Origin of the sequence: Lonsdalea quercina (genome assembly GCF_900107885.1) — a bacterium.
Taxonomy (GTDB): domain Bacteria; phylum Pseudomonadota; class Gammaproteobacteria; order Enterobacterales; family Enterobacteriaceae; genus Lonsdalea; species Lonsdalea quercina.
Genome location: NZ_FNQS01000002.1, coordinates 118,924 through 131,777, shown reverse-complemented (window position 1 = coordinate 131,777; position 12,854 = coordinate 118,924). Strand labels below are relative to the sequence as shown.

The 12,854-nt window shown below is 55.1% G+C and carries 12 protein-coding genes; 9 read left to right on the top strand and 3 right to left on the bottom strand.

Features of this window, described 5'->3' with window-relative positions:
* The first annotated feature begins 92 nt into the window (after positions 1-92).
* From BLU64_RS03500 to BLU64_RS03480, 5 genes are all read left to right on the top strand, one after another.
* A complete protein-coding gene (locus BLU64_RS03500) occupies positions 93-884 on the top strand; it encodes an ATP-binding cassette domain-containing protein (RefSeq protein ID WP_026742431.1) in 792 nt (263 codons plus the stop codon).
* Positions 885-888: 4 nt separating this feature from the next.
* Complete coding sequence (locus BLU64_RS03495) at positions 889-1,695, top strand: ABC transporter ATP-binding protein (protein ID WP_036152774.1); 807 nt, start codon at positions 889-891, stop codon at positions 1,693-1,695.
* Positions 1,696-1,712: 17 nt separating this feature from the next.
* Positions 1,713-3,233: an ABC transporter substrate-binding protein gene (locus tag BLU64_RS03490; RefSeq protein WP_074727922.1), complete on the top strand. Its 1,521-nt coding sequence runs from the start codon at positions 1,713-1,715 to the stop codon at positions 3,231-3,233.
* Positions 3,234-3,244: 11 nt separating this feature from the next.
* The gene (locus tag BLU64_RS03485) at positions 3,245-4,993 is read left to right on the top strand and encodes an ABC transporter permease subunit (RefSeq protein WP_051625503.1); all 1,749 of its coding nucleotides are present in this window, start codon (positions 3,245-3,247) and stop codon (positions 4,991-4,993) included.
* Between the two features lie 322 nt (positions 4,994-5,315).
* Complete coding sequence (locus BLU64_RS03480; RefSeq protein WP_026742428.1) at positions 5,316-6,848, top strand: SpoVR family protein; 1,533 nt, start codon at positions 5,316-5,318, stop codon at positions 6,846-6,848.
* 64 nt (positions 6,849-6,912) lie between these two features.
* Here the strand turns inward: BLU64_RS03480 and fadR are convergent, their stop codons facing one another.
* Positions 6,913-7,632: a fatty acid metabolism transcriptional regulator FadR gene (fadR, locus tag BLU64_RS03475; RefSeq protein WP_026742427.1), complete on the bottom strand. Its 720-nt coding sequence runs from the start codon at positions 7,630-7,632 to the stop codon at positions 6,913-6,915.
* A 639-nt stretch (positions 7,633-8,271) separates the two neighbouring features.
* On the opposite strand from fadR, the gene dsbB reads away from it, so the two are divergent.
* From dsbB to BLU64_RS03455, 4 genes are all read left to right on the top strand, one after another.
* Positions 8,272-8,802, top strand: a complete 531-nt coding sequence (dsbB, locus tag BLU64_RS03470) for a disulfide bond formation protein DsbB (RefSeq protein WP_026742426.1) — start codon at positions 8,272-8,274, stop codon at positions 8,800-8,802.
* Positions 8,803-9,051: 249 nt separating this feature from the next.
* Positions 9,052-9,507 (top strand): cupin domain-containing protein, encoded by a 456-nt coding sequence (locus tag BLU64_RS03465; RefSeq protein ID WP_026742425.1) that lies wholly within the window; start codon positions 9,052-9,054, stop codon positions 9,505-9,507.
* 251 nt (positions 9,508-9,758) lie between these two features.
* Positions 9,759-10,013 (top strand): hypothetical protein, encoded by a 255-nt coding sequence (locus BLU64_RS03460; protein ID WP_026742424.1) that lies wholly within the window; start codon positions 9,759-9,761, stop codon positions 10,011-10,013.
* Between the two features lie 368 nt (positions 10,014-10,381).
* The gene (locus BLU64_RS03455; protein ID WP_026742423.1) at positions 10,382-10,945 is read left to right on the top strand and encodes a hypothetical protein; all 564 of its coding nucleotides are present in this window, start codon (positions 10,382-10,384) and stop codon (positions 10,943-10,945) included.
* A 489-nt stretch (positions 10,946-11,434) separates the two neighbouring features.
* On the opposite strand, the gene BLU64_RS03450 is transcribed toward BLU64_RS03455, so the two are convergent.
* Together BLU64_RS03450 and BLU64_RS03445 are read right to left on the bottom strand one after the other, a co-directional pair.
* Positions 11,435-11,881 carry a YcgN family cysteine cluster protein gene (locus BLU64_RS03450; protein ID WP_026739388.1) on the bottom strand — a complete coding sequence of 149 codons (447 nt, stop codon included), beginning with the start codon at positions 11,879-11,881 and terminating at the stop codon, positions 11,435-11,437.
* 101 nt (positions 11,882-11,982) lie between these two features.
* Positions 11,983-12,639 carry a fumarylacetoacetate hydrolase family protein gene (locus BLU64_RS03445; RefSeq protein ID WP_026742421.1) on the bottom strand — a complete coding sequence of 219 codons (657 nt, stop codon included), beginning with the start codon at positions 12,637-12,639 and terminating at the stop codon, positions 11,983-11,985.
* Positions 12,640-12,854 lie beyond the last annotated feature (215 nt).

The following is a 12,854-nucleotide window of genomic DNA, read 5'->3' as shown; positions in this document are numbered from 1 at the left end:
CCTATCCCCGCCAACGCACTCAAGCAGCTTTATCTTTGATAATTTTATTGTTATGTTATCACATATCAAAATGAGCCTCATGAGGTCGACTTGTGCTTGAAGTTAGCCGCCTGCAATTAGCGATTCAGGGCCGGATAAAAGTTCGCGGCGTCAGTTTTTCCGTCTCGGCGGGCGAAAGCGTCGGCTTACTGGGCGCCTCCGGTTCCGGAAAGTCGCTCACCGCCCGTGCGCTGCTGGGCGCGCTCCCCATCCACACCCAGGTGTGCGGCAGTATTCGATTTTTCGGTGAGGAAGTCGCCCATCGCCCGATACAGCGTCGTTCTGCCTGGAGCCGCCCCGCCGCTATATTTCAAGACTCTTCGACGGCGCTCAATCCGCTGGTGACCGTTGAAAAACAGCTACGAATGGCCATGCAGTCAGCCGGCCTCTCGCCTCAGCCGCTTCGCGCCTTGCTGCTCTCCGTTGGCTTTGACAATCCCGACGTCATTCTTCCACGCCACCCAGGAGAACTATCTGGCGGCCAACGTCAACGCGTATGCCTCGCGCTGGCATTGCTCTGCCAGCGCCCTCTGTTGATTGCCGATGAACCCACCACCGCGCTCGATGTCATTTCGCAGGCACAGGTACTGAACACGCTACGGGCCTATAGCCTCGACAAACCAGATTCCGCGCTGCTGTTTATCACGCATGACATTGCCGTCGCCGCCGCGCTATGTCGTCGCCTGCTGATTATGAAGGACGGTCATATCGTTGAACAAGGTGATACCCGCACGCTACTCGCCCACCCCCAACATCCCTACACGCGAACACTGATTAGCGCCGCACAGCAACAGCACCAAACGCTGGCGATGCTATCGCAACCTTCGCTGCAATGGGCAAGCTAATCCGATGAACACGCCGTTTCTCCATGTGTCGCAGGCGACTCGCCGATACCCGCAGCCCGGTCGATGGTTCCAGCGTCCGCGCTTTTATCAGGCGTTAAGCGATATTACTCTGCGTTTCGAGGAGGGAGAACGAGTGGGTTTGGTGGGAGCTTCCGGCTCAGGTAAATCCACATTGCTGAAAGCGATGTTGGCGCTCGAGACGCTGACCGAAGGCGAGATTTACTGCGAAGGACGCCTCATCCGTCCCGGTCGCGCATCGGCCTTGCTCTGGTATCGCCAGCGAGTACAGTACATTCCGCAAGATCCGGCAGGATCGCTGGCGCCGCACCATAACGTATTCCAACTGATAGCCGAGCCGCTACGACGGCTGGGCTATCGCGGAAAGATAGCGGATGCCGTGCAGGAGGCGTGCGAACAAGTGGAGTTAGCGCCGGACTTACTGACGAGAAATGCGCAGGAACTATCCGGCGGGCAGGCTCAGCGTGTCGCCATTGCCCGCGCTATCGCGCTGAAACCCCGTTTTCTGCTGGCCGACGAACCGGTCAGCGGACTCGACCTCCCGCTCCGCCAGCAGATCATTACATTAATGGCGCACGTTGCCCGCCGTCGACAGATGGGCCTTCTGGTTGTCTCGCACGATATCTCCGCAGTCGCGGCACTCTGCGAGCGTGTATTGGTCATGCATCAAAGCCGTATCGTAGAAGACCGCCCCCTCGCTCAGCTCTTGACGTACCCCGCTCACGCCCAGAGCGCCGCGCTGCTGGCAGCCGTACCCGTATTTTCGACCGACCTGTCGCCCACGTGCGATTAAAACCAAAAGGATTGTGTATGAACCTCCTTTCACCTCTCCAGCATCGTACCTCCGCCTTGCTGATCGGCAGTCTGCTGCTTAGCGGTTGCTTCGACCAGGAAACGCCGAGCGCAGACGGCGCCGCCTCGCCCCGCATTCGGGTGGCCATGCTGCTGCCGCCTCGTTCCGGGTTGTCGCCCTTTAGCGATGACGCCTTCAAACTGTCCCGTTGGAGCACCGCTGAAACGCTGGTAAAACTGGATGCCAACGGAGACACGCAGCCGGTGCTGGCGACACACTGGCGCCCGTTGGATGAAACGACCTGGCATCTGACGTTGCGCCCCGGCGTCAAATTTCATGATGACAGCAGCATGGATGCGTCGTCGGTGGTCAACGCGCTGACGGCAGCGACACGCGCCGTTCCTAAACCACGTATTTTGGACGGCGTCGAACTGACTATTCACGCCGACGGCGATCGCGCCGTCATTATTAAAACAGCTCGCCGCGATCCCCTGCTGCCTCAGCGCTTATCAAGTCCGCAGTTAGCTATTCTGTCCCCCGCCGCCTACCAGGAAAATGGTGTCGTCAATCCAATCAGAGCAGGGACCGGTCCGTTTGTGCTGACTCGCGTCAACGGTACCTCCACCGCACATCTCGATCGCTTTGAACGCTACTGGGGAAAGCTCGCCGCCGCGCCCGGAATTGACGTTGATTTTGTACCGGACGGCGCGGCTCGCGCCGCCGCCCTACGGACTCAGTCAGCGGATGTCGTCGAGGCGATCCCTGTCTCTCAGGTACCATTACTGGACCCGGCCCGCGTGCATGAAGTCCCGATGCCGCGCACCAACACGCTATATCTGAATACCCGCCGAGGCGCATTTAGCGATCCGGCGCTGCGAGCCGCCGTACGCGACGCCATCGACCGTACGGCGCTAGTTAACGGCGTATACGAACAGCGGGCGGATGTGGCGGTCGGACTACTGGGGCCTGCGTTGCAGTGGGCGGCCCCGCTGCGTCAGCCCGTCACCTCGCCGACGCCCGCCGGGGCGCCGCATGGCGCGTCCATTACGCTGGCGACCTTTAGCGACCGCACCGAGCTGCCGGAAGTGGCCGTGTACCTGTCGCAACAACTCAGCGCGGCCGGTTTCACCGTCAAACAGGAGGTGCGCGAGTACGCCCAGATAGAGTCCGATGCGCTCGCCGGAAAATTCGATGCTTTCATTCTGTCCCGTGCGACGGTATTAGACTCCGGCGACCCCGTCGCCTACCTATACAGCGACTTCGCCTGCAAAGGCTCGTTCAACCTCTCTCAGCTCTGCCATCCCGACGTCGATCAGGCGTTGCAGGAAGCCGCAAGCATACCCGCGGGCGAAGCCCGCCGTCAGGCCATCATGCGCGCTGAAAAACGCATCCTCGGCACCAATGCCGCCATACCGCTCTTGCATGAGCGGGTCATTCAGGGAGAGTCCGAGCGGGCGCGTCAGGTTATGCGCGACCCGCGAGAGCGAGAGCTGATTACCAGCGAGACCACGGTCAATGAGGTGCTGCCGACGCCATGACCGAACCGAATATGCGTCGGGCCTGCTCCCGCACTTTCGCTCGCGCCTTTCTTGCGAGACCCGCGCTCGCACTGATGTCGCGTTTGTCGATGACTGCGGGTATTGTGACGCTGATCGGGCTTCTGCCCTGGCTATCCGGCGGCGATCCGGCGCTAACCCTGCTGCGCGCTCGCTCTGGCGAGCAGGAAGCGACGCAAGAAGCGCTGACGGCAATCCGCCAGCATTACGGACTTGACCAAGGCCCGCTACAGCTATTGTGGCACTGGCTCGTCGGCCTGATGCATGGCGACGCTGGCGTCTCTTGGGTCTCCGGCAACCCGGTACTGCCGGGCATGCTGGCCGCAACCGGCGTCTCGTTGCAGCTGATGAGCTGCGCGCTATTAGTCGCCCTCGTCGTCACGATGCTTCTGTGCGCCCCCACCGTGTTCCGGGGACTACGCGGCGACAATCGACGCGGCAGCGGGCTTATTGCCATCGCTCTCACCGCCATGCCGGAGTTTTTATTGGCGGCCTTTTTGCTGCTCGCCGGGGCCGTGTGGATGCAGTTGTTTCCTCCCTACGGCTGGCGAGGCTGGGAGTACGCCGTGCTGCCCGCGCTGGCATTGGGATTGCCCGCGGGAGGCCTGCTTGGAAAGCTATTCAGCGATACGCTGAGCTCCACCTTTGCCGAGCCTTGGTTGATCACCTGGCACGTCGCCGGATTCTCGCGCACCGCGTGTCTGCTTGCGGTGATGCGCCGCGCGCTTCCTGCGGTTCTGCCTCAGGTAGGGTTGGTGCTGGTAGGATTGACCGGCGGTGCGGTTGCCGTCGAAAAGGTCTTTGCGATCCCCGGATTGGGACGCGCTACGCTTGGCGCGTCGGCCGCACAGGATCTGCCTGCGTTACAGTGCGGCATGCTACTCCTGCTGCTGTTCGCCACAGCGGCGGGCAGCGGCATTGGTCTGCTGCGCCATAGGCTACTGGGCCGCGCGATCTCTACAGCATCACTGCCGGTGCCGATACAGTCAGCCCCTATTCGTCCGGGCGCTTACGGGGTCCCCGCGCTGGCGGGAGGCCTGCTCGCGCTGCTGCTGGTCACCGGGCTGCCGCGCGAACCGCTCTCTTCGGACTTCATGCGCCTGCAAGAACCTTCGCTCATGCTGCCTTTCGGCGTAGACGCCACCGGGCGCGACCTGTTGGCTCGCGTCGCCCACGGCGCGATCGTTACTTTGGCGACCGCACTGATCGTCACGTTGGGGAGTCTGGCGATCGGGTTATGCATCGGCCTGTTTCCCCGGCTGTTCACCGGACCGATTGAAATGACGAACGCCCTGCCGCCCGTCATTTCGGGAATGATAGTGGCCGCGCTGTACGGCCCCTCCATTACCGGCGCGGCGGTCGCCGTCATGCTGGTCAGTTGGGCGCCGCTGGCGGCGCATACCGCCGCGCTGGTGACCGAAATTCATGCGCGACCCTATGTGCTCATCGCTCCCGTTCTGGGGATGGGTCGCCGTCAATGCCTGTTGCATTATACCTTGCCAGGCCTGCTGGGGCCGCTGATGCGCCACGCCATGCTTCGCCTACCCGGCATCGCGCTGGCATTGGCTTCACTGGGTTTTCTGGGGCTGGGGCAACAGCCGCCAGCGCCGGAATGGGGCCGAATTCTGGCGGAAGGCATGCCGTATGTCGAACGCGCGCCCTGGTGCGTCCTTGCGCCGGTCGGCGCATTGATCCTGCTCTCCGTGCTTATGGTCTCGCTCAGCCATCTATCGCGTCGATGACGGTCCGTGAGCGCAACTTCATTCTGCGTTTGGCCAGGTGCATACCCTGGCCGGGTCGTGAAACTCGCTCAATCAGCATCGCCGTTTTTTACGTATAGGCACTCAGATGACCGGCGCTGCCCCTCCTCCCTATGGGGTTCCTCAATGACAGGATCCTCTTTGATATAGCTTTTAGTTATTACGCGGTTGAAGCGGCGTCGGCGTAAGATGACTCACTCGCCAACCGAATAATAAACATCCATGCCACTGATTTTTCAGATTGAACTACGATTAAACAGTGTCACGCGATAATGTGGTGACAAGTAATTGTGAGGGCGCGCAGATGGCTGTATCAATTGATGATCGGGTAAAAAACCCACAATGTCTGAGCGATGGGCCGGACTGGACGTTCGAGTTGCTTCAGGTCTATCTGGATGAAATCGACAGGATCGCCAAATCATATCGGTTAGACACCTACCCCCACCAGATTGAAATTATCACTTCCGAACAGATGATGGATGCTTACTCCAGCATCGGCATGCCCATTAACTATACCCACTGGTCGTTTGGCAAGAAGTTTATCGAGACCGAACAGCTGTATAAGCACGGGCAGCAAGGATTGGCGTACGAAATCGTCATCAATTCCAACCCGTGTATCGCTTACCTGATGGAAGAGAACACCATGACCATGCAGGCGCTGGTTATCGCCCACGCCTGCTACGGCCACAACTCCTTTTTCAAAGGCAACTATCTGTTCCGCAGCTGGACCGACGCCAGTTCCATTGTGGATTATTTGATTTTCGCCCGCCAGTATATTGCGCGCTGTGAGGAGCGTTATGGCGTGGTGGAAGTGGAACGCCTGCTGGACTCATGCCACGCCTTGATGAATTACGGCGTAGACCGTTATAAACGCCCTCAGAAAATCTCATTGGAAGAGGAGCAGCAACGGCAGAAAAGTCGTGAAGCCTATCTGCAAAGTCAGGTAAACGACCTCTGGAAAACTCTGCCACGGCGCGAGCTGGAATCCGCGCCGGAAAAAACGCCGCGCTACCCGGCAGAACCGCAAGAAAACCTGCTTTACTTCATGGAGAAAAACGCACCGCTGCTGGAATCCTGGCAGCGTGAAGTGCTACGCATCGTGCGTAAGGTCAGTCAGTATTTCTATCCGCAGAAGCAGACGCAGGTCATGAACGAAGGCTGGGCTACCTTCTGGCACTACACGATCCTCAATCATCTTTACGATGAGGGCAAAGTCTCCGATCGCTTTATGATGGAATTCTTGCATAGCCACACCAACGTGGTTTATCAACCGCCTTACAACAGCCCTTATTACAGCGGCATCAACCCGTATGCACTAGGGTTCGCCATGTTTCAGGACATCAAGCGTATCTGTCAGGCCCCCACGGAGGAAGATCGCCACTGGTTCCCGGACATCGCCGGTACGGATTGGCTGGATACGCTGCATTTCGCAATGCAAAACTTCAAAGACGAAAGCTTCATCAGCCAATTCCTGTCGCCGAAAGTGATGCGTGATTTCCGGTTGTTCACCGTGCTGGATGATGACAGCAATAACTACCTGGAGATCGCCGCGATCCATAATGAGGAAGGCTACAAGAAAATCCGACAGGAACTCTCCGCGCAATACAATTTAAGCAATATCGAACCCAACATACAGATTTGGAATGTCGACCTGCGCGGCAACCGCTCGATGACGCTGCGCTATATCCCGCAAAATCGAGCTCCGCTCGACAAGAGCAGTCATGAGGTCATGAAACATGTGTATCGCCTGTGGGGATTTGAAGTGTTTATGGAGCAGTTGAATGAAGATGGCAGCGTGGAGCTGATCGACCGCTGCCCGCCTCGCAATCAGTCTTAGCCGTCCGACACTTGAAGCAACGGGTAACCGCTTTGACAGGTTACCCGTTTTTTATTCGCTCAGGTCAGCGACCGCCTCCTGCAAGATCGTGCGGGATGGCGTTCTGCATATCATGCCAGATGGCGCCGCTTTCTTTACCATACTCGCGCACAGTCTCCGGCACCTGTTCGTAGCGCCCTTCGCGGCACAGGGTACCGAGCTGACGATAAAATTTCAGCGCCAGCTCGCGAGCGTCAAGATTGGAAAAGTAATAGCGAGCGACGCGGATATACAACCCTCTTAGCCCGTTCAGGATTAGACTATAAATCGGGTTGGACGAAACAAACGCCAGTCCCCGAAATATCGTGTAATCCAGTTCGGCGAAAGCTTCCGCGGTATCGCTAACGGTATCGGCCTGCTGCAGGATTTCCAGCGCCTGTTCGGGATGCTGGCGCACTGCGGTCCGAATGAAAATGCCCGCGATATTCGTTCGTGCGGACAGGAGGTTATCGATGAGCTGCGGTACGCGATCGTGGTCGAGCCGCGCCAATGTTTCCAGGATGTTCAGACCGGAGGTTTCCCAGAAGTTATTTACCTTCGTCGGTTTTCCGTGCTGTATGGTCAGCCAACCGTCACGCGCAAGACGCTGCAATACTTCCCGCAGCGTGGTACGCGTGACGCCAATAAGTTCGGATAATTCCCTTTCTGCTGGCAGGAGGGTTCCAGGGGGGAAACGATTATTCCATATACTTTCAACAATATACTCTTCCGCGAATCCCGCCGGACTTTGCGCCTTTATAACCATAAGTTTATATTCCGTAGCGATGCTTACTTAAGAAAGTCAACATCATCATAACAAACCCCTTTACCATCACATAGTTTCCGGGGGTGACAAAACAATTCAGTAGCGCCCCCCCGCACACCGGCTCAGACAGCGATACTGAGGCTCACACCATCGAGAAATTCTTATTAAGGACTCATTTTATAGTGTAAGAAGTTTTAAGGGAGAGAAAAATGCCGAGTTATGACATGGAACACATCCTGGGCAGCTTTTTTTACTTGGAGGGCCGTCAGGGTTGATTTATCCGGGTTATTCGGCATGCCCGCCTGGTAATGGGAAATGATAACGCCCCCCTCGCCTGACAATTTACAGCCTGACACATATTTGTTGTGATCGCTGCCTATATAACCGGCCGCGCCAGTCCATCCACCCGCCTATATCGTGTATAGTAACTCTTAGGTGAAAACTTACGTTTTTTGCTGATATCACCTTAAAAAACAAAAGAGTATGCACTACACTGCGAAAAAATCCCGCCCTGGAGGAAAGATGATTTCTCCTCTCAGACTGTTGTTATTACTGAGGGCATCACTCTTTGTGAGGACAGCGAAATCGATAGCGCTGTTATAATTCGAACGTTTTCCATGGAATACTTTTATGCTGCTGATGTTGCGATATTTACACCGTTGCTCTCATGGTCGGGGGGCATGGCTGCTTCTGGCGCTGACCAGCCTAATCTTCGAACTGATCGCGCTCTATTTTCAGCATGTGATGCTGTTGAAGCCCTGCGTTCTCTGCATTTATCAACGTAACGCGATGTTTGGCGTCATGGCCGCAGGACTCCTAGGCGCTATCGCGCCGGGCAGCGTCGTTATCCGTTTACCAGCCATCGCACTGTGGCTTTACAGCGCTTTCGAAGGACTGCTGCTGGCGCTGAAACATACCGACATTCAGCTTCACCCATCGCCTTTCGCCACCTGCGACTTTTTCGTCAACTTTCCTTCCTGGCTGCCTTTAGACAAATGGGTTCCGGCCGTGTTTAGCGCTTCGGGTGACTGTGCCGAACGTCAGTGGCATTTTATGGGATTGGAAATGCCGCAATGGATGATCGTGATCTTCGGCGCCTATTTGCTGGTTTGCGCGCTGGTGCTAATTGCTCAGCTGTTCAGACCCAAACGTCGCGATCTATTCCACTAAACCCCTCTCGCTCTGCCGCCCGGTTGCCTGTCAAAGCCCAGCCGGGCCGTCTTCGTCCCGAACCACGTTCCCCTTTTCCACACCCGATTCGTCTTCAACCGCCCTTCTCAGGTCTAAGACCTGACCGCCGTTTCATCGGTTTTACCATTGGCAGCGATTGATGGCGTTTTTATCGCTTTCCTCTAACATCCCCCGCCAGCCTGACTATATTCAGGCTAATAAAACCATTATCTTTTTAGGCTCGAGTAGATGAAAAAAGCAAAAGCGTTCCTGTTTATGGCTGCAGCTTTGGCCGTGTCCCTGAAAGGCTACTGTGAATCTGGCAAGGTCACAGTCGCAGAACAAGCAAGAATCCCCGCAATCAAACTTATCAACGTCGAAGGCGACAATTCCAGCTTTGTTAAAGGCAGTATTCCTGCGCTGGAAAAAATCCCGACCCAAAAATTCTGGATCAGCAACTCGACCGAGGACTGGGAAAAAAATACCCATGCCGCCCCGAGAAAGCAGTATGTGATCACGCTGAAAGGCACGTTGAAATTTAAAGTCAGCAATGGCTCTACTTTCATCATCGCGCCGGGTACCGTCCTGTTGGCGGAAGATCTGAAAGGTCCGGGTCATAGCTGGGAAATCATTGACGGCAATGAGTGGGTCCGCGCCTACATTCCGATGGAAGGCGACAAAGACTACTTTACGTCGGACAAATAAATCCTCACAGTGATAAAAGCCCTGTTTCCCAGGGCTTTTTATTGCGACCTCGCTAGTGCTAAAACGATAGGCGCTGCGCGTTTTCCACCTCCCCCGTCCCAGCCTCTTCGCCCCCGTCGCGGCTCCTTCTCGCGGTCCACCGCACGCTTTTCTCACCGCTGACAGCAGTTCCTCTGCGCATCAATCCCCCTTGAATTTATGAGCTATATTGAGGGTTACACTCCATCGCCATTCAATGGGACATACCGACCATGATTACTGCCGATCTCTATCTTTTGAAAGAAGTCACCGCGCTGCGAACCGTCATTGGATTCATGATTTCCATCATGAACGACGAGCAAAGAGAGAGCCTAACCAAGCTTGCGGAAACGCGGGTGGTGAAATCCGACTATGAACATTTGTCCAAGCTGGACGATGAGGATGCCGCTGCGGTGGCGGAGGATATCAACGATATGATTGTTGAAACCATCAAACTGGGGACGGTCAAGAAAACCGGCCAGGAATAACAGCGCTCGGCCAATATCGTAGTCACCGGGGTGAACGCCTAAACCCTCCTGATGTCGATCCAACGTAAGACATGACCCACAAACTCAAAAGACGAACCAGCAGACTGGATATGGATATGCCCTGTTGGATGAGTCCCTCCACAGGAGGTATACCTACAGCGAGTCCGAGCAATAAACCAACAGCGCCGACGGCGACCCATAATCCGCAAGGTTGATTCAGAGATATTCCTGATCTGTGTACTGTTATACTCTGCGCGTGGTCCTTACGTCCTCTATCCGGCGCATCGGATCTGACCACCTGCAGGTAAGCCCGCATATTTCACAACACGGAACATCCCCCGCCACAAAATCTTCATTGGGAAATCAACATGGACTTAATTGATACGTACTTACCTACCTATCATTTCAGCGAAAAACACGCATTGGACGTCCCTTCAACACCTGAACATGTGATGGCAGCGGTGCTTAACTATCGACCTGATAACGATTTTTTGTTCCGGAATGCCATTACCCTGCGCGAAATGCCAATACGGCTATTCGACCGGCTACAGGGCAGGAATTTTAGGTCACGAAAGCCTTTTAATATGGAAAATTTCACGCTTTTAGAACAACGAAACAATCAGGATATTGTGTTTGGATTGGCCGGGAAATTTTGGAGATCGGATTATGGTCAAACCCCACTCGTTGATGCAGAAGATTTTTTCGCCTTCAGTGAACCCGCGTCAGCCAAACTCACCTTAAGCTTTTCCATTGATCGATTGGACAATGCGTCTATTCGATTGAGAACAGAGACACGGGTGCTCTGCCTGGATAAAGACGCACGGAAAAAATTTGCTCCATACTGGTACCTTATCAGACCCGTAAGCGGATTGATCAGATTGAGGATGCTGACATCAATTAGTCAAAACGCTCAGCACCGCGCAATAATTTAATCTACCAGTTCTCGCGCCCAGCGGTGCCTTTGACATGGCACACGCATGAGTAAGTCATTTGCTAATAAAAGAATCCGCGCGGGTTTAAATTTACCCGCACAGATAATTTCACACGGGTATCTGTCAAGACTTACGACGCAGAAGGGATTGGGTAGCGACTGTTTGTTGTTGCGGGACTTTGGAGCAGCACGAATGACGAACGACAAAATGTGGGAATACGCCCCCGAAGACCTGTGTTCTAAAACATACCGTCGCGGTAGCGCAAACCAATATCAAAGTCGATGACGATGGATTTTAGCTAAACGGGCAGCTTTGGATGCTCACGAGTGTCAGACGCAACGCTGTACACATGTTCATGGTGATTCAGGGAAACAGACGACCAACAGTAGCGCGGATCAGCTCAGCTTTCTGCACAGAAATTTGAGGGGGATAGCTCGTTAGCTGCCGCATGCATTAACCTGGCAGCAGCTGACTCTATCGTGATCTTAATTACCTGGCCCAATCCGGTTTATTCAAAATATGGTCCTGCCAGTCAACAACGTCACGCTCGCGGACGGCGATATTGCGCACAGAGATACGTTCTTGGTGCATCGCTTGTTTTGAACCGGCAATTAGCGGGTGCCAGCTCGCGAGACCTTTGCCTTCATGTATCCGGCGGTAAGCACAGGTTTCTGGCAGCCATTCAAAAGACAACAGATTTTCCCTTGTCAGCTTGATGCAGTCCGGTTCGTACTCGAATCGACGGGCGTAGTTACGGCATTGGCAACTTTTGATGTTCAGCTGATTACAGGCGACATTGGTGAAGTAAAGCTCTTCTGTATCCGCATCAATGAGCTTATTCAGGCAACAGCGGCCACAACCGTCGCAGAGTGCTTCCCACTCTTCGTCAGACATTTCCGCCAGCGTTTTGTGTTGCCAAAAAGGTGATTGATTCATTGCAATAGTATCCAAGGTGACGGGAAGCGGCCCGTCTAACAAGTTTAACGAGGTAATAAGGAGAAGCCACCTGCCGCACAGGACAGATGGCCTGATGTGGATTAAATCACGCGGGTTTCCAGCGCTTTATCATTCAAGGTGATTTTTAGCGCATCGCCCGACTGCAGCGGCCCGACGCCCTGCGGTGTGCCGGTCAGAATAATATCCCCTGCCCGCAAGGTGAAGAAGCGGCTCATGTAGGCAATCAACGGTAGAATCGGCGTTATCATGTCGCGCGTATTTCCCTGCTGCCGTACTTCGCCGTTGATGCTCAGTGCCAAATCGGTATTCTGTGGGTCGCCGAATTCTGCAACAGGTATGAAACCGGATATCGGACAAGACCCATCAAAGCCCTTCGCCTTTTCCCACGGCTGACCGGCCTTCTTAAAGGAGGCCTGGAGTTCACGCAGCGTCAGGTCCAGCGCCACGCCATAGCCAGTGATGGCCCGAGCGACGCGGTCTTCGTTTGCATTCTTTAGCGATGTGCCGATCAAAACGGCCAGTTCGATTTCATGGTGTACCGGCCCCAAATCGCCGGGGATCGCTAAGGGCTGACGTAGATCGCAGATCGCCGTTTCCGGTTTGATAAACAACACCGGCTCTGGAAAAGTGGCGCTGCCCATTTCCCGGACGTGCTCGGAATAGTTGCTGCCGACACACACTACTTTATTCGCAGGGAAGTCCAGTAACGCCCCCTGCCAGTCTCTGTGCTGATACATGCATCATCTCCTGACCTGTCTGTTGAGATATTGACCCCGGCACGCCCGCGGCGCCAGGCTCCCCATCATACCGATACTGATGACAAAAAGATAAGCACACAAACGTGAGCGAAAATGTCGTCGGGATCCGTCTTTATCCATAAGGGAAAAGGTCCCTCAGATAAGTCCAATAAGGACGGATAAACAATTAAACCGGCAAACACTGTATATAAAAT

Coding starts and splice junctions, on each gene's coding strand:
- BLU64_RS03490 (WP_074727922.1), top strand. CDS start 1,713: ATGAACCTCCTTTCACCTCTCCAGCATCGTACCTCCGCCTTGCTGATC.
- dsbB (WP_026742426.1), top strand. CDS start 8,272: ATGTTGCGATATTTACACCGTTGCTCTCATGGTCGGGGGGCATGGCTG.
- BLU64_RS03460 (WP_026742424.1), top strand. CDS start 9,759: ATGATTACTGCCGATCTCTATCTTTTGAAAGAAGTCACCGCGCTGCGA.
- fadR (WP_026742427.1), bottom strand. CDS start 7,632: ATGGTTATAAAGGCGCAAAGTCCGGCGGGATTCGCGGAAGAGTATATT.
- BLU64_RS03455 (WP_026742423.1), top strand. CDS start 10,382: ATGGACTTAATTGATACGTACTTACCTACCTATCATTTCAGCGAAAAA.
- BLU64_RS03465 (WP_026742425.1), top strand. CDS start 9,052: ATGAAAAAAGCAAAAGCGTTCCTGTTTATGGCTGCAGCTTTGGCCGTG.
- BLU64_RS03445 (WP_026742421.1), bottom strand. CDS start 12,639: ATGTATCAGCACAGAGACTGGCAGGGGGCGTTACTGGACTTCCCTGCG.
- BLU64_RS03480 (WP_026742428.1), top strand. CDS start 5,316: ATGGCTGTATCAATTGATGATCGGGTAAAAAACCCACAATGTCTGAGC.
- BLU64_RS03450 (WP_026739388.1), bottom strand. CDS start 11,881: ATGAATCAATCACCTTTTTGGCAACACAAAACGCTGGCGGAAATGTCT.
- BLU64_RS03495 (WP_036152774.1), top strand. CDS start 889: ATGAACACGCCGTTTCTCCATGTGTCGCAGGCGACTCGCCGATACCCG.
- BLU64_RS03485 (WP_051625503.1), top strand. CDS start 3,245: ATGCGTCGGGCCTGCTCCCGCACTTTCGCTCGCGCCTTTCTTGCGAGA.